Below are 19,435 nucleotides of genomic sequence, written 5' to 3' on the forward strand. Positions count from 1 at the left end.
TTGCTATTAGCATAGTCAACGCAGGGGTTGCAAGTCAAATTTTCAGCACTAGCGCCCCTCTATGAAATTCTGCACCTTTTACCTTCGTTTTTGAAAGTTCCAGATCCAGATATCATCCTCAAATCAAAGGTTTATGTAAACTTACCAGCAGCTTTTCCACTAGGCACAATGCATTCAGGGAGACCGATTCCACATGGGTTTCAAAGCTTTCAACACTTTCTTCGTCCGCATGGTCCGATATCGAACGGATAACAACAAAAGGAATATGATTGACATAGCAGGTCTGCGCAATGCTTGCGCTCTCCATGTCCACACACATCGCCCCAAAGGAGTCCAGCCGTTTGCGCTTTTCACTGCTGGCGATGAACTCTTCCCCGGAGATCATTTTTCCGGCGTAGATATTTCCATGATCTTGATCCTCTCCGGCAATACGGATACATTCATTAACCATCGCTGTATCGGCCTCTATGAAAATGCTCTTCATCCATGGATGGTACTCCGTCAGGATTTCCTGCGGAAGATCATGATGGGCTACCGCGGTAGAGATGACCACATCCCCGTGCTTCAGGCTGTCCCCCAATGCTCCGGCGGCACCTGTCAAAATAATATGTGTGACTTCAAGTATGTCAATCAGCACCTGCGTCGCAATGCAGGCGTTGACTTTACCCACCCCGCAGATTACCAGAACCACTTGAGCCTCTCCGTAGAATCCGGAATAGAATTTCAGGGATGCTTTTTCATAAACCGAATCTATATAACATTTCTTTATCAGATGTTCAATTTCTTCATCCGATGGTCCTATTACACCTGTGATCACAAAAACAACCTCCCGTCAGCGCAAATAACAGCCATTGTTAATATCAAACGTTGCACCGGTATAAGCCCTTGACTTCCTGCTCAACAAAAAAACAACACTTTCGGCAATCTCTTCTGCCAGCAGCGGCTCCTTAGTCAATTGATGCTCCAGATATTCCGTCTGTCTCCAAACGGGAATATGGCTCATCATCGGTGTATTCGTCATTGTCGGCGCAACCGCGTTTACGCGGATATAGGGGGCGAAGTTCATCGCGCAGCTTTTCGTCAAACCCAGAATAGCCGCTTTCGACAAGCCGTAAACGGCATCCGAGCTTCCCTCCTGTCCGGATACGGACGACATGTTGACGATTGCGCCTTGGCGACGACTTCCTAGCAGCAGCCTGCCGAACATCTGAGAGAAATAGACATAACCTTTCACGTTGATATCCAGCACCCGATCTATTTCATCAGGGGCATACTCAAGGATACTTTTGCCCAAATAGATGCCTGCATTGTTGACCAAACCATTGATATCCGCATGCTGCTGCTCTATATAGGCAAAGAATTGTTTCACCTCGCGGTGATGACTGGCATCCAGCCGATAGGCGGACAACTTGCCGGAAGCCATTTCCGATTCCAACTGCTCCAGCGCCGGGCCATTGATATCGCAGGCTATGACGCCCGCACCCTCCCGCAGACCAAGCCGGACAATTTCCTTGCCAATCCCGGAAGCAGCTCCGGTTACTATAATTTTCATGGCATTCAGCATATGATCTGTCTCCTTGTTCCACAGCGGCTTTACAGCTACTTCAGTCGAATTTAATATCTGCAATTTGCCCTGCTTCCACAAACCCTACAGTTTGGTAGACCTTATTGGAATCCGGGTTTTTGTCGTCTGCGTACAGCACCGGAGTTAGGCCTTCGGCGAGCAATATTTGGCATAATTCAGCCACGGCTGCGCTGGCATACCCTTGTTTACGGTGAGTGCGCGGCGTATAGACATCATTAATCCGGACATGTCTCGCTGAGCGGTGTGCGATGGCCGCCATAGATACAGGTACGCCTTCCACAACCCACAAATACAGGTTGCCTGCACGAACCGCTTCATCCGCATAGGAAAGGAAATTCTCCTGCTGCTCAGAAGTGCCGAAGGCATCTTCAACGAATCTGGCTGTAAACTCCGCGACCACCGGAATATGGGCCTCACCAGCCTGCAACAGCGACCCACTGACATGACCGGGTTTCCGCACCTCGGGGCAATGATAGGCTTTTAGCATCATATAGGTATGATGAAGTTTCCCTTTGGCCGCGCAAAAAGCTTCCGCGAATGCCTTGGCCGTCTCCGGCTCTGCGCTGATTCCAGGGATTCCGCTATCCTTCACCCGTTCCGCCAGCTGCCGCAGCAAATCGTCCCGCTGCTGCACTCCAAGCTCCTTCGAGACCCATAACCAGGCATTGTGACCTGTCGATTGGGTGAAGATCAGTTGATCATCAATGCTTTTGAGCTTGATCGCATCCGCGTACTCCGCAATGCGGTGAATCAGGTTATGTAGAACCTCCTCTTGCTTAAACCCACTGCTATGCAGCACTCTATCACCCGGCTCAAAACTCTCAAACATCTCTTAACCCCCTAATTTTTCCTTTCTTTCAATCATAATGCGCCTGCCTGAAAAAATAAACAGCCCGAACCGGAATTTCCGGTTCGGGCTGCTGGTCAAACCGCCAGGTTTCGCCAATTGGCGTACTTGATTGGGCATTGCGAAAGTAACGGGGATATTACCCTTTACTTTCACCAGAATCCCGCTTACCGGGGGGATAGCGGGAATTCCTAATGGTAATTAAGTCGAATTACACTGTTACGTAATAAATTGAAATTTTAGCGGGCTGATTTCCCGGCAACAGCTCGATTTCACTAAATAAGCCTAATACAGCGGTAACTATTCCTGTTACTGTGGTACCTGCTGGTCAACCCCTCACCCTCTGGGTGCCCTCTCCGCCAGCCAGCCTGAATGTTGTATCCGACGGGAGATTCTACTTATCCAGCGGTATGGTGATGCTCTGGCCGGTATGAGTAGCAACCCGGATTTCATCCCTGGTCAGCTCTACACCGAGAAGCTGCAACGGGTCACCTGCTGGTTCGGCAGCCATAGCCTTGCCTCCTTCACGACTGTCACCCGGCTCGCCATACACGGCCGAGATAAGCCAGTGGGTCCCGGGAGCAAGCTTCGCCTGCAGCGTCGGTATGACTGTCCGCGGCCGCAGCACATTGGTATTGGTATGCGGACGGATCAGCCCTGCTTCGCTGTAACCGGCCAAGCCGAGAATCCCGCTGGCGCCATGGCTGCTGATCGCTGTCATACCTGCTCCTTCAGCAGGCATTATCTCCTGCAGTCCAGGCTCCAGCGCCACGGCAAAACCGCCTTCTGCAGCATCCAGCGTTCTTGCTGTTTGTACCCGGTGAATCCGTATATGCCAGGGAAGACCAGCCACAACCCAGGTCTGCACTTCCACATTAGGCCAAGGCTTCCATCTGGAAAAGAGCAGATTGTCTTCAATCCGCGTCTCTTCATTTTGTCTTCTCACCCGGTACAGATTGTCGCCTGCCTCGCTGAGCGCCAGCATGGAATCGAATGCCCCCTGGGAGATTCCCCATTCCGAACGGGGAACGCTGAACCCAAAAGCCGTAGAATAAGCGAACTTCTCATATTTGGCCGAAGTATGGGTATGCTCATTGGTGCCTTTATGCCCGCTGTTGAAGGCGACGACATGGTCGCTTTCTGCCCGGCGGCAAATAACAAGATGAGCAGGCTGCTGCACAGCCAGCGCCTCAAGCTCCGGAAGCGGCAGCTCCTCCGCCTGCCAGAAGGGATGCTGATCCGGCAGGGCCAGCGGCAGGAAGAATTTCAACGACCAATACGGCGACCCCGGCGAGTTATAGTTCTCGGCCATCACCAGGTTGGGATAGGTATAACCGATGTTCAATACGCCGTCTGCGTTCAGAATATCCTGCTGGAACCACCAGCGTAAGTTGCGCAGAACGATCCCTTTAATAACACCATAAGGCACAGCTTCAACTCCTGCATAAGCAAGGGCCCCCCAGAAGGCCGATTGGGCGAACCGGTAGGTCAAGCTGCGGCCATACGGAAGCGCGGAGCCGTCCGCAGCAAACCATTGGATGAATTCAGCAGCGAATTTTCCGGCCCGTTCCCTAAATACGCTTGCCCGCTCAGGATCTTCCTCACCCATCAGTTCAGCATACAGCAGCCCGTAGAAATGGATGGCGAACGGAACATAATAATCACTATGACCGCCGATGCCGTCGCTGTACCAGCCATCGGTCAAGTAGAAATCATCCATGCGCCGCAGATTCTGCTCCAGTTGATCAGCATCATACGGTAGACCAGCCTTGCGGAAGCCCAGATTAACCAGCACATTAAAGAAGAGCCAATTGCAGTCATAACAAGGATGTGAGTTCATCTGGTTCAGCCAATTGAACAAATTCCTCTGCTCCCGTTCGCTCAGCGGCCCCCAGATCCGGTCCGGGATCAACGCCAACCCGTAGCCAAATGCTGCCATCTCCACAAGACGCTGGTCATAATCACCGACCTCACCCCAGTATTCCTTATGCTCCGGGTCAGTCCCGTTGCGGATGCCGTCCAGCAGTATCTCCCACATGTCATCTTCACCGCCACCGGCCAGAAACGGCACAAATCCCCATAATACCCGGGAGAAGCCCTCCATTTCAGCAATATCGGGCCCGTAATGAACCCCGGTCACCCCCAGCTTCAGACGGGCACGTCCCTCACTATAGTAAGGCTTAAGCGGATAGGCCAGCTGACGGAAAGCATTTTGCATATCTTCTTTTGTGACCAGCGGATTAGCCCCAATTGTTCCCCATTGGCTACTCATCGACATCACTCCTAATTGCTTCTCGAATTTTTATAGAGTCAGGCTCCAACTATACACGTTCAAAATCGATGCGCTCACTGATGCAACTTTTGCAGTGCTGTTGGTGTTTTCCGATCATCTTCAGCGGTCCCATCACACCGCCAATACAATTTATAGCAACCTCATCCGCGCTCACGCTCGCTGATTTAACTTCAGCAAACCATCCGCAAACACTAGTGAAATTTCTAGCAACCTCATCGGGTCTGACCAACGCTTCTATTAGCACTCCATCCGCGCTCGCTGGTGCTACTTCCAGCAAACCCGCCACGCTCGCTAGTGTACCTTAGCAACCCATTTCCACTCACCAACCGCACTCGCCACCAGTAACCTTCCTTCCAGCAACATCCCCCTACTCACCAGCACATCTTCTGGCAGCATCATCGGCACTCACGAATGCATCTTCCAGCAACCTAGTCAGCACTCTCACCAACGCATCCTCCAACAATCTCGTCAGCACTCTCAACAACGTATCCTCCAACAATCTCGTCAGCACTCTCACCAACGCTCTTCGCGGAAAGCTGCTCCTTCCACCAGTGTCTGCCTGCTCTGCGGACTCCAGTGACGTTACTTTGCAGAAATGGCCTCTTCGCACGAACGAGCGGACTCAGATGACGCTATTCCTAGGAAAATCGAATATTTAGTTGATCTACGAGCGAATAAGTGCGCTGGAGTCCGGCAAGCAGGCCAAGCAAGCGAAATCCGGAAAATAAGAGCACTGGAGTCCGCAGCTTCTCTGCGTATCCACTGCCCGCTCTTAAAAGACGTGTTGCCCACGAATTTCCGAGTGATTTGATAACTAGTGAGCAGGCATATCTGCTAGAGAGCATACTGGCTGGAACAGGCAGCAAACTTGCTAGATTAATTCACAGTCTTAGGTACTGGCCAACTATCTGGTGATATTCGAACAGAGGCAGAACAGCAAGCAATATAATCCATCAGACTGCTATCTCTTCTAGTCATACTATTTCTATTTCATCTGCTGTCTCTTCCTGCACCCTTATTCTAGTCCTAAGATTCAGCGCTTATTGCTCTATTCCCTGTGGACGCGCTGTTACCCTAATCCCACAGCACAATGGTGGGCGCTTACTCCCAATAGAACAGGCCATTCCCCTTCAACCGTGCCAGTCCTTCGACGTAGAAGAAGTCTCCGTAAATCAGGGGAACATCAATGTTTGTTCCGGCCGGATAATTGCTCGTACCATGGAGGATCAGTCCCTCCTCGGCGTCGTTGTCCCAGGTGCCGTAATTGCGGTATAGCGATTCCAGCATGCGGATCGCAGGCTCCCGGTACACCGGTGCCTCGATCTCGCCGACTTTGTCGGCAAGCAGCAGCAAACCGCTTGCCGCACAAGCGCCGGCTGACGAATCGCGGAAGCCGCGCGCTTCTCCGGGTGCGCGGAAATCCCAGTGTGGGATATGGTCCTCCGGCAAGCGGGCCAGGAAGAAATGGGCCACCTTCTGGGCGGTATGGAGATATTCAGCCTTGCCGGTATGATGGTAGGCCAGCGTCAGTCCATAAATCGCCCAGGCTGTGCCGCGGGACCAGGCCGACTCGGCAGCGTAACCCTGGCCGCCGATGCCTTCGAGGAATTCGCCGGTTTCGGGATCGAAACGGACAATATGATACACGGAGCCGTCCGGGCGGATGAAGTGCTTCACGACCGTGTCCATATGTGCTTCGGCGATATGGCGGTAACGCGGATCTCCGCTGGTCTCTGCCGCCCAGAAAAGCAACGGCATGTTCATCGCACAGTCAATGATCGCGTATCCGCGGTTATCTTCGCCTTCATACCAGGGATTCCAGGCCCGGATGTAGCTGCCTTTCAGATTAAAGCGGGCCGCGAGGAAATTCGCTGCCTTCAGCGCTCTCACCTTGGAAACCTCGCTGGCCAGCAGCTTGTAGGAAGCTACGCTGGTCAAGGTCCACATAAAGCCCAGATCATGGTCAAGTCGGACATAATCATTCAGAACCTGGTCCAACTGCTCCTCACAGTCCTCTGCCAGCGCGCGCAAAGACTCATCCTTGCTCTCGTTATACAGAAGCCACAGCTGTCCCGGCCAGAATCCGGCTGTCCACCAGTACGGCTGGGCCAGTTCATATTGGCCGCCTTGACTGGCATGGGGAAACCCCGCACCGATTCTCCGGCTGTTCTTCCGTGTCTTCTCCAGTGCCTTGCTCCACGCTTCCTCTATCCATCCCAGCTTTGTTTCCGCTGTCATCTCTAGCCACCGCCATTCATTGATTTGGATGATACAAGTTGAACTCTAGATTTACGTATTACATCCGGCTGCATTTCTTCTATTGAACCGCTCATCGCGGTTGAAAGCTTATTTAGTCCAGGAATCTGAATTCAAAATGATACCTTTCATGCTTACACGGGTTCCGGGCATAAAAATCCAGACCATACCAAGTCTTCACCTTACCGAAATGGTCGTTATAGCTATGCACGGAAATTTCGGGCTTCAGCGCCGCAATGTCATAGCTGATACGCAGCCCACGCTGGCCCTGCCCATCTGCTCGTCCATCTGCCTTCTCATCTACCTGCCCATCTGCTCGTCCATCCGCCTGTCCATCTACCTGCCCATCTGCTCGTCCATCTACCTGCCCATCTGCTCGTCCATCTACCTGCCCATCTGCTCCTCCATCTGCCTGCCCATCTCCCTCTCCCTGCCTCTCCAGCAGCACCGTATCTTCCTCCAGAACAGGCGGAATAAAGGTAATAAACCGTTCAACCAGTGCCGCTGGAGCTTCCGCAAACCGGAACTCATCAGTCATCGCAAGTACAGGAGGATTAACACCTGTCTCCCATTCGAAGCGGCGTGTTAAGCCCTCCAAACTGTCAACACGGTATGCACGGGTCAAATCAAGCTCCAGCACATCACTGCCGTCCCCGGCCTTCGCTTCCTGAACTTTAGCACAAGCCTCCGCTCCCGCAACCTGATACTGCCCGTCTATAATTGGCACGCTATGGCCTTGAGAACCGTTGCAATCATAGGAGTACCGCTCTGTTCCGAAGTAACCTGAAGTGTATTCCCCGCTGCCCAGCTCGGAAATATATACCGTTCCTTCTCCCTGCAGGATAAATCCCCCGAGGTCATTGTGATTATGAGGTTCGTCATTGTTGCCGCCCTTGGCAGCAAACCCGAAACTGCCATCCGTTCCCGAATGACGGGACAACAGCCACTGTGCATCGGGAAGATAATAGCTGGCGCTGCCCCAATCTCTTGGTCCTTCCTCCGGCTTGCACCAGATCAGATTACGCAGCGCAGGAGCCCAACGGCTGCAGTGATCCTCAGTGTAGGCGGCTCTAAGCGACAACGGAGGTACCTCCACTTCAGGATACGCGGAAGCCAGATAATAGCTGAGTCCGAGAAACACATGGCCTGACTCCAGCGAATCGGAGAAGTTCGCCACAAGCTGCCCGCCCAGAAAACATTTCTGCTGGAAGGCCGCGATGCTGCCTACCTTCTCACGCCGGAACCAGTCCAGCTGCCCCCGGCTTTTTTGACGAAGCAGATCAGCATAGTAGACGAAATAACCAAACCCGTAATTCCAGTACCCCAACCCTTCAAGACAAGCGCCGTCTTCACCAAAACCCTGCAAATAATATTCCATACTGCCCTGCACTTTGAACAGGATCTCGGTAAGCGTTTCCTTATCTTCCATCAGCAAAAGTGCCGCCGAGCCTATAGAGCCGGAACAAACCGCCGACCAATTATGGGTGGAAGTCTCCCAATGATAGGGTCCGCAGGTTAAGTACGGCACGAACAGCCGCTTATCTACCTCTGCCTTGATCCGGACCTGCAGCAGGGCAGGCAGCCGTTCGCCAAGAAGACAATTGATTTCGCTGAGTGCAAAGCCTGTCTCAGCCGAGAACAAATCAATCGTCTCTGTGATGCCGGTATCTCCCAGATGAGCGGGGAGACACCAGGTATATTCGTTGCAGATGCTCCACACAATCTCACACACCGCCGCTAAATGCTTCTCCTGCCCGGGTTCCAGCAGCGCCAGCAGAACAGCCGTATTCAGTATTCGCCTGCGCTCGAAATAGACCCGCTCATATTCCAGCCTTGAACCCGTGCGGGCATAGATGGAGAACAGCTCATACGTAAGCTCAGGAATAGGAACATCATTCAGCCGTTCGCCTTCCCGGCGGATCTCCGCAAGCTCATCACAGTATAGCGGTGATTCCAGCACATAGCTCCAGAATGTCTTCTGATCGCCGTCAGGATAATACAACCGGACATCCGATGGTTCCATCGCTGCAATAATGGGATGCAGTTCAACCCTTTGCATATTACGCCGCCTTTCCTGGCACACCTGAATGTTCAGCCCCGGTATTCCACGGGTGTAACTCCGGCATGCAACTTGAATGTCTTAATAAAATAGCTCTGGTTGTCATACCCAAGCTGCTCACAGATCTCACCGACCGTAGAGTTCGTTCCGTCCAGCAGCTCCTTGGCCCGCTCCATCTTCAGCTTGGTTACATATTCGATAAAAGTAGTGCCGGTTTCCTTCTTAAACAGCCTGCTGAAATAGCTGGAATTCAGGTGCAAGTGATCCGCCACCTCATCCAGGCTGATTCTGGAGCCCAAACGCAGGGAGACATACTGGCAGGCTTCCATCACCTCGGCCCGCTTGCTCGCCCCGGCACCCGCACCTTTGGCGCGGGCGATGGATTTCAGGTGATTATCGAGCCATTCCCGCAGGGCAGGCAGTGAATCAATATCCACAATCTCCTTATGCAGCGTATCCGCCGAATAAGCAGGCCGGACCGACTGCAGGGAATGCAGCTTCAGCTTCAGATCGAGCAGCAGCTTCAGCGTCCAATCCTTGACCACTTCCGGTGCATACTTCTCCTGCCGGATCTGCGCTATCCATTTATCCGTTATTAGGTGCGACAAATCACCGGACCTGCCCAGCAGCACCTCTCTCAGCTCCATACTGGCCTGGTCATAATGGGCGAACAGATTGTTGGTGTGGCCGCTGACCGGAGACTGCGGGGGTTTCCGCTTCGCAATCTCCCCCTGCTCCAGATAGAAACGTTGTTCTTCCCCCGCCAGCAGTTGGCCAAGCTGTTGCTTCAGGCCCTCCGGCGACCCGGTCCCTTCCCCTGTAATGAAGGACATTTGAATCTTCAGCACCCTGAACAAGGTAGACTGGAGCATCTTCAGACCGGCGGCGGCTTCAGCATAAATATTGCCCTGAAGACCGGGCTTATAGGAGAATAACAGGAACGAAGACTTCACATTGTAACCGACATACAGCCCTCTCGGCTTCATTCCGTCCAGCACCTCATTCATCACATTGCACACGGCGAAATGCAGGGTCTGATCCGAGGAGAAGCGGTATTTCACATGCCGGTAGTCCTCAAGATAGGCGATCACCGGCAGGCAGCTTTCTCCATTCTGGAACAATCCATATTCGGCAGCTTCATCCATCCATTTCTCCGGCGAAAGCAGCGGCTGGTGGATAAAATTCTTGATGCTCCGCTCCTTGCGCAGCTCCCGGGTCTCCCCGAACAAATGCTTGATCCGGGAATTCTCCCAGCCTGTTTTGGTTTCCTCATCCAGCGATTCCTTGAATTTGCGCAGGAGCTGCACCAGATCCTCCGGGTCCAGCGCATCCTTCAGCAAATAATCCTGCACATTCAGCCTCATCGCCTGCTGGGCGTACTGGAATTCGTTGTGGCAGGAAAGAATGGCTATCCGCACCTCCGGCTTCAGCTCCTTCATGAGTGAAGACAGCTCCAATCCGTTCATCCGCGGCATCCCGATATCCGTAATCAGAATATCCGGCATCTCCAGCCGGGCATGCTCCCAGGCGTTCCAGCCGTTCTCATGTGTCCCCATCAGACACAGGCCAAGCTCCTCCCAGCGGATACTTTCGGATAAAAGCTCGATTACAGGATAATCATCATCCACCAGCATGACTTTATACATCCCGGATCACCTCCCTATGCGGAATAAACATCTTGATTGCTGTACCATCGCCTGCTATGCTGCTGACTTCAATAGCAAATTCCCCGCCAAAAAGAATTCTCATCCGCTCGACCACATTATGCAGTCCCATGCCGGAAAAAGAGCCCTTAGGCTCTGCCTTGCCGGAAAGGCTCTCCGCTTCCAAGCTTATCTTGCGGGTAAGGCTGGATAATTCGCTGCTGTCCATCCCCCGCCCGTTGTCCTCAACCGTGAGCACGATGAACTTCTCTTCCACGACTGCCCGGATGCTGATCGTTCCCGGCTTTTGGCTGAGACCGTGAATAAGCGCGTTCTCGACAAGCGGCTGAAGAAAGAAACGCGGCACTTTAAGGAGAAAAGCTTCCGGATCAATATCCAGCTGAAGCGCGGCCTCTTCCTTCTGGCGCAGATTCATCAAGCTGACATAATGGGAGACCAGGTCGATCTCCTCATGCAGGAAAATCTCATCCTCCTCACGGCTGATCGTCATCCGCAGCAGCATGGACAATGAACCGATCATTTTGGCGCTGTCCGGGTCTCCCCGCTTCATGACCTTCATCCGGATCGAGTTGAGCACATTAAAGAGAAAATGCGGGTTGATCTGGGCCTGGAGCATTTTGAGCTCCGCTTTTCTTTTGCGCGCCTGGGTGTCGGATACTTCGGCTATCATTTCCTTGACCCGGTCCAGCATCTGATCGAACAGCAGGCCCAAGCGCCCGATCTCGTCATTGCCCCGGACCCCCGAACGCACCAGCAGATTGCCCCGCTGCACTGCCGTTGTCACTTTGCCGAGGCGCACCAGCGGCTTCGTAAAGGCACGGACCAGTGTGATCAGCAGCAGCAGAAACACAAAAAAGGAAATGAGCTGTATGGTAAATACCCGGTTGAAGATGGAGCTGATATCGACAATGCTCTGTGAATATGGCTGCATCAGCACAAGCCTCCAGCCGTTGAACGGAATCTGCTGCTGGGCGACCAGATACCGCTCTCCTGCTATGGAAACCACAGAGGAATCCTTGAGATGATCCACAGCGGCGGTGTATGGAAACGGCTTGCCGATACTTTCGGGATCGCCACCGGAAACGATCATGCCGGCACTGTCCAGCAGCGTCACCTTCTGGCCGGCGGAAAGATTGCCAAAAATTGAATGGAGCTGATCCTCCATAATCGTGACAATGGCATAGCCGTAAATCTCTGTGCTGTCCAGCCGCAGCGTACGGGCAACGGTCAACTGATACGGATGATCAAATTTGTCATAGGAGAAGTCGGTAGACTCGACACCTATCCAATAGGATTCCAGCCCTTTCAGTTCCATCAGCTTCTGGAACCAGGGCTTTTTCTTAAGATCCAGCGGATTGTAATCGCTAACAGAATAGTTCATATAGTAAGCATTGTTGGTCAGCAGAATCGTAACATAGCAGTTCTGGCCTACAACCGTAAGGGTATCAAGCTGCTCCAGCACCTGGTTGCTGTCCATAAAGCGTTCATATTCATTGCCGCTGGCATTGCCCGAGGCCACCAGCTTGAAATAGGCTCTCAGCCCGGGATTGGTCTGCACGTAATTGGCAATGGTCACCATTCCCTTCAAGCTGTTCATTACTGAACCGCTCACCAGCTGCAGGGAATCCTCCGCATTTGAAACCGCTTGCCGTTTTACAGCCTCTTGGGTCAAGGAATTATAAATGATTAGTGTCAGAGCGGCTGGAACGAGAATGCAAGCCACAGCTGCCAGGATCAGCTTATGGCGGATCGATTTAGGGGCAAGTTCCCTCAGTCTGCCAATCATATCGGATGTCCCCCTGAAACAAGTAGAAACGGTGCGCCTCCCCTTTTATGAAGGAAGGCATCCGTTTCTGCAAGAAGTATAAGGTTAAAACATTATATCAATTATTTTTTGTTGGCAGCAATAATTTTGTCGACCCGCTCCTTGGCGTTTTTCACCGTTGTATCCACATCCTGATCGCCGAGGATCATTTTCTCGTATTCTTCATTGATCGCTTTGTAGACCTCAGCCTGGTAAGTAGCGGGTGGAATAATCGCCGAAGCTTTTGAAGCTACGAGAGTATCTACCAGTGACTTTTTGTCCACCTTCTCCGGATTTTTGGTGCCGGTGAGAATCGTATCAATGATGCCTTCCACCTGATCGCTGGTCACCTTGCTCCAGGCCGGGATGTTTTTACCTTGGACAAGCTGTCCCTCCGTTGTGTACCAGCGCACAAACTTGTAAGCCGCTTCTTTGTTCTTGGATTTGGCTGCCACAGCTACATAGTCTGTAGTAACCGGAGTCAGACCGTTCTCATCGCCTGCAGTGTTCTTAGGGAACGGGGCAACCGCCACATTAAAGTTCAAAGGCACCTTTTCCGTACCGCCAATTTCCGTGTTCATCCAGCTGCCGATCAGAATCATGCTGGCGGATTGGTTAAAGAATTGCGTCCGGTAGGCCAGCTTCTGGGAGATCATGTCGGAGTAGGGCACCGAGGATTTATCCTCTTTCTCCATCCGCAGTCTCAGCTCAAGCGTCGCCTTGAAGTTCGGATCGTCCAGATTGGACGTGCCATCGGCTTTGAGAAACTCGGAGTTCTGCGGTTGATTCTCCAGCTTCAGCTTCAGGAATTCCATCCAGCCGCCGGCTTGAGGGCCATGGAAGTAGGTTCCGTAGCGTTTCTCTGCGCCTTCACCTTTAGTCAGCTTCTTGGCGTAGTCGGCAAATTCATCCCAGGTCCATTCGGCCGGCACCGCAAGACCCGCTTCGTCCAATTGGTCCTTGTTTAGCAGCACATACCATGGATTGAATTTGCCCGGGAGCGCATAGACCTTGCCGTCCAGATGGGTATCCACCTTGTAATCCTCTTCCACCTTATAGTTATCCTTGGCAATGTACTCATCCAGCGGTTCCGCCATGCCAAGCGCGACACGCTGCGCATAACCCGCCGCATCGCTGAACATCAGAATGTCCATTTGGGCGGAGGACGCTGCCTCCAGATCCAGCTTTTTGAAGGCCTCCTGTGTATCTCCCTTCTCGCTGAGCTGTACCAGCTCAATCTTCACTCCCGGAGTTGCCGCTTCATAAGCCTCCAGCGTATGCTTCCAGTTATAGGCTTCCTCAGTACCGTAGGTGTAGAGCCGCAGATTGGTAGTCTCGGTGCTGCCGGAGGCCCCGCCGTTTGTGCCTGCAGTCGCTCCACCGTCCGCAGCATTGTTATTGTTATTACCGCCGCAGCCCGACAGCAGGCTTAACATCAGAACCCCCGTAATTGCTCCTGCCCATACTTTTGTTCTCATTTCTATAACCCTCCTCAAAGTTTTCTTCGGCTTTCACTTACATGAAACTAACAACTGAATTATAGAATACGCTTTCATTTGACACATGAAACAATATTTACTTTTATTGAATTATTTTTACTTCTATTAAATATAGGAGAGTTCCCGCTTGCAGCTTATCCTTTAACACCGCCAAGAGCAATTCCTTCGATAACACTTTTTTGGCCAAGGATAAAGATAATAATGAGCGGAAGAATTGCCGACACTGCGGCCGCCATGATCAGGGAATAGAACTCTCCACTCATGGAAGTGAATTTCTGAATGGCTATTGGAAGGGTCAGCAGCTTGTCGCTTCGGATAAAGATCAGCGGATTCTGATAATCATTCCAGGTCCAGATGAACCGGAGTATAGCATAAGTAGCCACAGCAGGCTTCACCAGCGGAAGTGCAATCGACCAGAAGATTCTCGGGTGGCCTGCACCGTCTATTTTAGCTGATTCAATGAACTCCTGATGCAGTCCCATAAAGAACTGCCGCAGCATAAAGGTTCCAAGAACACTGAAACTGCCGAGCAGAATCAGTCCAAAATGGCTGTCAAACAGCCCGATATTACGGTATAGGATAAACTGCGGTATCAGGATCGCCTGTCCCGGAATCATATACGTCACTAGTACGATCATAAACAAGAAATTGCTGGAGCGGAATTTGATCTTCGAAAAGCCGTAGGCGGCCATTGCCGAGACCAGACAGGATAACGCCGTCGTGATCAGCGCCACTTTGATCGAGTTCCAGTAATATAGAGTGAACGGGTAATCCCCGAACCAGACTTCCTTGTAATTCTCAATGGCATTCCACTTCTTGGGGAGCCACTGGATCGGGTAAGCAAACACTTCCGACTCTACTTTGAACGACGTTACCAGCATCCATATAAAAGGCAGCAGGAACAAAACACTTCCCGCAAACATTACAACCGTAATAATTACTTTGCGCCAGTCCAAGCCTGTGCGTATTTCCATAGTTTCTCTTCCCTCCCTTGCCGCCCTAGTAATTGACCCATTTTTTCTCTGCCAGCCACTGGCCGAAAGTAATCAGCATCACGAAGATGAACAAGACCACAGCGATGGCCGACGCATAACCCACCTTCAGATTTACAAAAGCTGTATCGTATAAATACCAGACCATCATTGTCGTTGAGCCGATGGGGCCGCCCTGCGTCAGGACAGCGATAATATCAAACACTTTAAAAGTGGCAATAATACCGGTTACAAGAAGAAAAAAGGTGGTTGGTGACAGCAGCGGGAAGGTGATCCGTCTGAATTTTGTCCAGGCGCCTGCTCCGTCAATGTCGGCCGCCTCATACAAATCCTTCGGAATGGACTGCAGTCCGGCGATGTAAATAATCATATTGAAGCCGATGGAGATCCAGACAGAGATCATCATGATCGAGATCAACGCGAAATGCGGATCAGCAATCCATTTCGGCGGGTCGGCAATCCCGATGGCCTTGAGCATTTCATTAATAGGTCCATAGGAGGGCTGGAACAGCACCTGCCATACGATGGCTACCGCTACGGTCATGGACACATAAGGAACGAAATAGGCAATTTTGAAATATCCCTTCATATACACATAACGGTCAATCAGAATCGCCAGCACCATCGACACCAGCAAATACACCGGCACCGTCAGCAGAAACAGAAAATTGTTGCGCACCGAACGGATGAACATCTCGTCCTGCAGCAGATTGGTGAAATTCTGCAGGCCTACCCAGCGGATGCCGTCAAAGCCCTGAACAAAGTTCCAATCGGCAAATCCGAGGAATAACGTGGCGATGATCGGAATCAGCACCAGTATCGTCACCCCGATCAGCATCGGGCTTACGAACAGCAGTCCGGAAAGCGTCTCACCCTTTTGCAGCGACCAGGCTCTACGGCTGCGCACAGGCGGTTGTTGCGGTAAAGTTTCCAGGTTTTGTCCCATGTCTAACACCTCAATAGTTTCGTTATTGGTTGTGCGCTGTTTATAAATTTAGTATAAAAAAAATACCGCCAGCGCTTTGACGGTATTTTGATCATATTGGATGTAATTTTTACTTCTTCTTTTTGCCCTTCGCATCTTTCTCGGTTGCTGCAATGAGCCCTCCATCGTAAGTATAGAGCACGTTGTCTTCCAGACGTTCGCCTTCCAGAACCTTGCGCACCAGCGCTTTGGCCGATTTGGGGGTAATCTCCTTATACCATACGCCTTCCGGATAGGAAATCACTACGCAGGCATCCGAGCATCTTCCGTTGCAGCGGGTAACCGTCGTATGAACCTGCCGCTCCGCGCCCTGCTTCTCGATCTCATCCTCTATTGCATCAGCCACCTCTTCACCCTTATGCTTTCTGCAGCTGCTCCCATTGCAGATCAGCAGATGGCTTACTGTTCCTTGCAAATTCCAGGTCGTCATGGAAACTCCCACCTCTTTCTGAACAATAATACCTTTACATGAATTCTTCTAAACTCTACCTATTGCCCGGACAATCGTCAATAGGGTGAAAGGCTGCTATAATACAAATGAGAATGATTATCAAACATCAAAGGAGTGATTCTATCCATGCCTCTCCGGCAACCTGGCGATTCCCGCCCTCATTCCCATCATTTCTACTTCCCGGTACGTGTTGAAAATCTAACCGGATTAGCCGCAAGCATTGCTCCCGGATCCTCCGGACACTTGTCTATTATTGTAACCGGAGGCAGCGGAACTATCGATATTCAAGACGAACGCCTTAGCCTCTCAGGCGGCAGCATGCTGTGCTGCAGCACACAGCCCGGTGTTTCTCTGAGCCCGCAGCATCAGTTGCAGGGTGTATGGATTGAATACTCTACATTTCCGCTGCTGAGCAATCAGACAAATCCCCTGAACGACAGGCACCCGTTGGGGAATTGCTCGACTAAGGTTTGCACACTCGCAGCCCGCCTGCTGAGAGTCTGGGAGGGGAGCGAAATTCAGTCCCCTTTCACCGTACAGCAGTTATTCACCGAATTGCTGACTGAGCTTCATGGCGAAATCAGAGAGAACAGCCAGTCCCCGGCGCATTGGCTTGACCGCGTGCTGGAATATATAGAAGCACATTATTCCGAGGATATCACAAGAAGTCAGATGGCCGAACGGGCAGGAGTTAGCCCGGAACACTTCTCGCGGGTCTTCCGCAAAGCTACCGGACAAACCTTCAACGAATATGTAACCCTGCAGCGCATCCGCAGAGCCCAGAAGCGGATGCTGACCGGTGCTCCGAATTTGTCTCAGCTTGCGCTGGAGGTCGGCTATGTTGAGGGGACCTACTTAAGCCGGAAATTTAAGCAGGTCGTTGGTATTTCTCCTGCAGCCTACCACCGTAAGAATAAAAGAATTGTGGCCCTCAATTTCAACCATACCGCAAGCCTGCGGGCTCTGGAGATTACGCCACAGCTCGGAGTGTATTCCGGGTGGATGGAACGTCATGAGACGGTTCCTTCTGCGCTTAAGCTTCAGCTCGAAGGCAGCAGCGCGGCCATGCTCTATAATAGGGTTGCCGCTGTGCGCCCGGATGTCATCATCAGCTATGACCTCCCCGGAGAGAGCAAGCAGCTGCTGCCGGTAGCTCCAGTGATAGAGCTGCCTTACATGCAAATGGACTGGCGCGAGCAGTTTCGGATGATTGCCGGGATTGCAGACCGGCAGCCCCAGGCCGAAGCCTGGTTGAGACATTATGATCAGCTTTGCTACGAAGCTAACCTGCAATTGGACCGGCTGCTTGGCGCACGGGGCACAGCCGTCATTTGGGAGTTCGGCACGAGCAGCGCGTACTGCTTCAGCAGCAGCTATGGCCATGGCTGCCAGATTTTATATGGCGATCTCGGCTTTCAGCCGCCCGGCGTCTTGATGGAGCACGGGCTGATGAACCGTGGTTATCTGGAAATACCGGCTGAGCAAATAGCCGATTATCCGGCAGATCATATCTTCTTCACCAGCAGCGCTTCAACCGCTGAGGGCCAGCGGCGCTTCGAGACCCTGCTGCGCTCCGCCCGCTGGCAGGAGCTTGACGCAGCCCGCAGCGGGCATGTCTATCTCCTCGATCAGCCGGACATGTTCTATGGGTTTGATCCCCTCTCTTCATTGGCTCAGCTAAAGACGCTAATGAGAACAATAAGATCACAAATTTCCATAGGACAAGATCACATTAAGCCATAGTGTTCACCGGTTGAAATCTGTAAAGTGTAAATGAGAATGATAATCGTTCTACATAAGGAGGCCTATAAGTTGATTAACCAGCAACATAACAGCAACACCCGGAAGCGCTGGCTCGTCTACCCGCTGCTCTTGACCCTGACTCTTCTGGTCTCAGCCTGTGGCAGCAACCAGAGCACAGGCTCCGCAACTAATTCAGGAAGTGCTGCCGAAGCTCCGGCACCTTCACAGCAGCCTGCAGAAACAACTGCACCGGCATCGTTCAAAACAGTGACAACTGTAAACGGCGATATTGAAATCCCCGTTCAGCCGAAGCGGATCGTTGCCGAGGAATATCTGGGCAGCCTGATTGCACTGGACACCATTCCCGTCGGCGCTCCTGGCCTGACGCTGCAAAATATGTACTACAAGGAATCCCTTACAGGTGTGGCGGATACCGGAACCTACGGAAAGATGTCGCCCGAGAAAATCATCGCGCTGGATCCGGACCTGATTATCTCCGGCAATGCCGACAGCTATGAGGCTTTAAGCCAAATCGCGCCAACGGTCATTGTACCTTACGGGGATCTAAAAGATGCTCATCAGGAACTGACTTATTTCGGTGAGCTGCTGGGCAAAGAACAGCAAGCAAAGGATTGGCTGGCCGAATACGACAAACGTATCGCCGCTGCTAAGGCTAAGGTAGATGCAGCCATTCCTGCAGATGCAACCTTCAGTATCCTGGAGCATTCAGAAAAAACCACCTGGGTCTACGGGGACAATTTCGGACGGGGCGGACAGCCGATCTATCAGGCGCTGGGCCGCAAGCCTCCAACCGAAGTCGCCGCCGAAATCATGGAGAAGCAGTGGGCGGAATTATCGACAGAGGTGCTTAACAAGTATGCAGGGGATTATCTCATCGTGACCGATAACAACTACACCGTCCAGAACTTCAAAGATGATCCTATTTGGGGCAACCTCCCTGCAGTCAAAAACGATCATCTCTATGTCTGGAAAGAGGAACGTTCGTGGTATTATGACCCTATTGCTGTATTGTCCCAGACTGAGGAATTGGCGGACTGGCTGACTAAAGGACAATAAGCACAAGCCGGAGATTAGCCTTGATTGGCTGGTCTGCCGGTTTTTTTATGGCCAGCTTCCGCAGCCCGGAGTATACAGGAGGCAATTTGATTAACCGCATCCAGAAATGGAGATAATACCTCTAGTCTACAGTTCCCGAAAGAGCAATACTTTCAAACACTTGCCGCCAAGGAGGACAAC

General features: G+C 52.0%; 14 protein-coding genes. 2 read left to right on the top strand and 12 right to left on the bottom strand.

The genetic code is table 11. The features are described from left to right. Positions 1-118: 118 nt before the first annotated feature. The 12 genes from H70357_RS23175 to H70357_RS23230 all read right to left on the bottom strand — a co-directional run bounded on the left by H70357_RS23175 (position 119) and on the right by H70357_RS23230 (position 16,414). Positions 119-817: a 5'-methylthioadenosine/adenosylhomocysteine nucleosidase gene (locus tag H70357_RS23175; protein ID WP_038594634.1), complete on the bottom strand. Its 699-nt coding sequence runs from the start codon at positions 815-817 to the stop codon at positions 119-121. A 15-nt stretch (positions 818-832) separates the two neighbouring features. Next, entirely contained in the window at positions 833-1,564 is a 732-nt protein-coding gene (locus tag H70357_RS23180) for an SDR family NAD(P)-dependent oxidoreductase (protein ID WP_038594636.1), read from the bottom strand. Between the two features lie 40 nt (positions 1,565-1,604). Further along, entirely contained in the window at positions 1,605-2,414 is an 810-nt protein-coding gene (locus H70357_RS23185) for a GNAT family N-acetyltransferase (RefSeq protein ID WP_052092206.1), read from the bottom strand. Between the two features lie 412 nt (positions 2,415-2,826). Further along, positions 2,827-4,704 (bottom strand): DUF2264 domain-containing protein, encoded by a 1,878-nt coding sequence (locus tag H70357_RS23190; RefSeq protein ID WP_038594638.1) that lies wholly within the window; start codon positions 4,702-4,704, stop codon positions 2,827-2,829. A gap of 1,122 nt (positions 4,705-5,826) precedes the next feature. Continuing rightward, the gene (locus H70357_RS23195; RefSeq protein ID WP_038594640.1) at positions 5,827-6,963 is read right to left on the bottom strand and encodes a glycoside hydrolase family 88 protein; all 1,137 of its coding nucleotides are present in this window, start codon (positions 6,961-6,963) and stop codon (positions 5,827-5,829) included. 112 nt (positions 6,964-7,075) lie between these two features. Then, complete coding sequence (locus H70357_RS23200; protein WP_038594642.1) at positions 7,076-9,040, bottom strand: heparinase II/III family protein; 1,965 nt, start codon at positions 9,038-9,040, stop codon at positions 7,076-7,078. A 32-nt stretch (positions 9,041-9,072) separates the two neighbouring features. Beyond that, positions 9,073-10,686 carry an AraC family transcriptional regulator gene (locus tag H70357_RS23205; protein ID WP_038594644.1) on the bottom strand — a complete coding sequence of 538 codons (1,614 nt, stop codon included), beginning with the start codon at positions 10,684-10,686 and terminating at the stop codon, positions 9,073-9,075. Further along, positions 10,679-12,490 carry a sensor histidine kinase gene (locus H70357_RS23210; protein ID WP_038594646.1) on the bottom strand — a complete coding sequence of 604 codons (1,812 nt, stop codon included), beginning with the start codon at positions 12,488-12,490 and terminating at the stop codon, positions 10,679-10,681. Before H70357_RS23210 ends, H70357_RS23205 begins: the two co-directional genes overlap by 8 nt. Positions 12,491-12,591: 101 nt before the next feature. Then, a complete protein-coding gene (locus tag H70357_RS23215; protein ID WP_038594648.1) occupies positions 12,592-13,986 on the bottom strand; it encodes an extracellular solute-binding protein in 1,395 nt (464 codons plus the stop codon). Between the two features lie 155 nt (positions 13,987-14,141). Continuing rightward, a complete protein-coding gene (locus tag H70357_RS23220) occupies positions 14,142-14,981 on the bottom strand; it encodes a carbohydrate ABC transporter permease (RefSeq protein WP_038594650.1) in 840 nt (279 codons plus the stop codon). A 25-nt stretch (positions 14,982-15,006) separates the two neighbouring features. Beyond that, positions 15,007-15,945, bottom strand: a complete 939-nt coding sequence (locus H70357_RS23225) for a carbohydrate ABC transporter permease (protein WP_038594652.1) — start codon at positions 15,943-15,945, stop codon at positions 15,007-15,009. 109 nt (positions 15,946-16,054) lie between these two features. Further along, positions 16,055-16,414: a (2Fe-2S) ferredoxin domain-containing protein gene (locus H70357_RS23230; protein ID WP_038594654.1), complete on the bottom strand. Its 360-nt coding sequence runs from the start codon at positions 16,412-16,414 to the stop codon at positions 16,055-16,057. A gap of 147 nt (positions 16,415-16,561) precedes the next feature. Between H70357_RS23230 and H70357_RS23235 the strand changes: the two genes are divergently transcribed. Continuing rightward, positions 16,562-18,178, top strand: coding sequence for an AraC family transcriptional regulator (locus H70357_RS23235; RefSeq protein ID WP_052092208.1), 1,617 nt, complete (start codon positions 16,562-16,564; stop codon positions 18,176-18,178). A 69-nt stretch (positions 18,179-18,247) separates the two neighbouring features. Then, on the top strand, positions 18,248-19,255 hold the full coding sequence (locus H70357_RS23240; RefSeq protein ID WP_038594656.1) for an ABC transporter substrate-binding protein: 1,008 nt from the start codon (positions 18,248-18,250) through the stop codon (positions 19,253-19,255). Positions 19,256-19,435: the final 180 nt, after the last annotated feature.

It is taken from the genome of Paenibacillus sp. FSL H7-0357, from assembly GCF_000758525.1.
Taxonomy (GTDB): domain Bacteria; phylum Bacillota; class Bacilli; order Paenibacillales; family Paenibacillaceae; genus Paenibacillus_AQ.

What these genes read in the sequence shown, in the direction of transcription:
- H70357_RS23180 (WP_038594636.1), bottom strand. Translation starts at nt 1,564, where the DNA reads ATGCTGAATGCCATGAAAATTATAGTAACCGGAGCTGCTTCCGGGATT.
- H70357_RS23185 (WP_052092206.1), bottom strand. Translation starts at nt 2,414, where the DNA reads ATGTTTGAGAGTTTTGAGCCGGGTGATAGAGTGCTGCATAGCAGTGGG.
- H70357_RS23190 (WP_038594638.1), bottom strand. Translation starts at nt 4,704, where the DNA reads ATGAGTAGCCAATGGGGAACAATTGGGGCTAATCCGCTGGTCACAAAA.
- H70357_RS23195 (WP_038594640.1), bottom strand. Translation starts at nt 6,963, where the DNA reads ATGACAGCGGAAACAAAGCTGGGATGGATAGAGGAAGCGTGGAGCAAG.
- H70357_RS23200 (WP_038594642.1), bottom strand. Translation starts at nt 9,040, where the DNA reads ATGCAAAGGGTTGAACTGCATCCCATTATTGCAGCGATGGAACCATCG.
- H70357_RS23205 (WP_038594644.1), bottom strand. Translation starts at nt 10,686, where the DNA reads ATGTATAAAGTCATGCTGGTGGATGATGATTATCCTGTAATCGAGCTT.
- H70357_RS23210 (WP_038594646.1), bottom strand. Translation starts at nt 12,490, where the DNA reads ATGATTGGCAGACTGAGGGAACTTGCCCCTAAATCGATCCGCCATAAG.
- H70357_RS23215 (WP_038594648.1), bottom strand. Translation starts at nt 13,986, where the DNA reads ATGAGAACAAAAGTATGGGCAGGAGCAATTACGGGGGTTCTGATGTTA.
- H70357_RS23220 (WP_038594650.1), bottom strand. Translation starts at nt 14,981, where the DNA reads ATGGAAATACGCACAGGCTTGGACTGGCGCAAAGTAATTATTACGGTT.
- H70357_RS23225 (WP_038594652.1), bottom strand. Translation starts at nt 15,945, where the DNA reads ATGGGACAAAACCTGGAAACTTTACCGCAACAACCGCCTGTGCGCAGC.
- H70357_RS23230 (WP_038594654.1), bottom strand. Translation starts at nt 16,414, where the DNA reads ATGACGACCTGGAATTTGCAAGGAACAGTAAGCCATCTGCTGATCTGC.
- H70357_RS23235 (WP_052092208.1), top strand. Translation starts at nt 16,562, where the DNA reads ATGCCTCTCCGGCAACCTGGCGATTCCCGCCCTCATTCCCATCATTTC.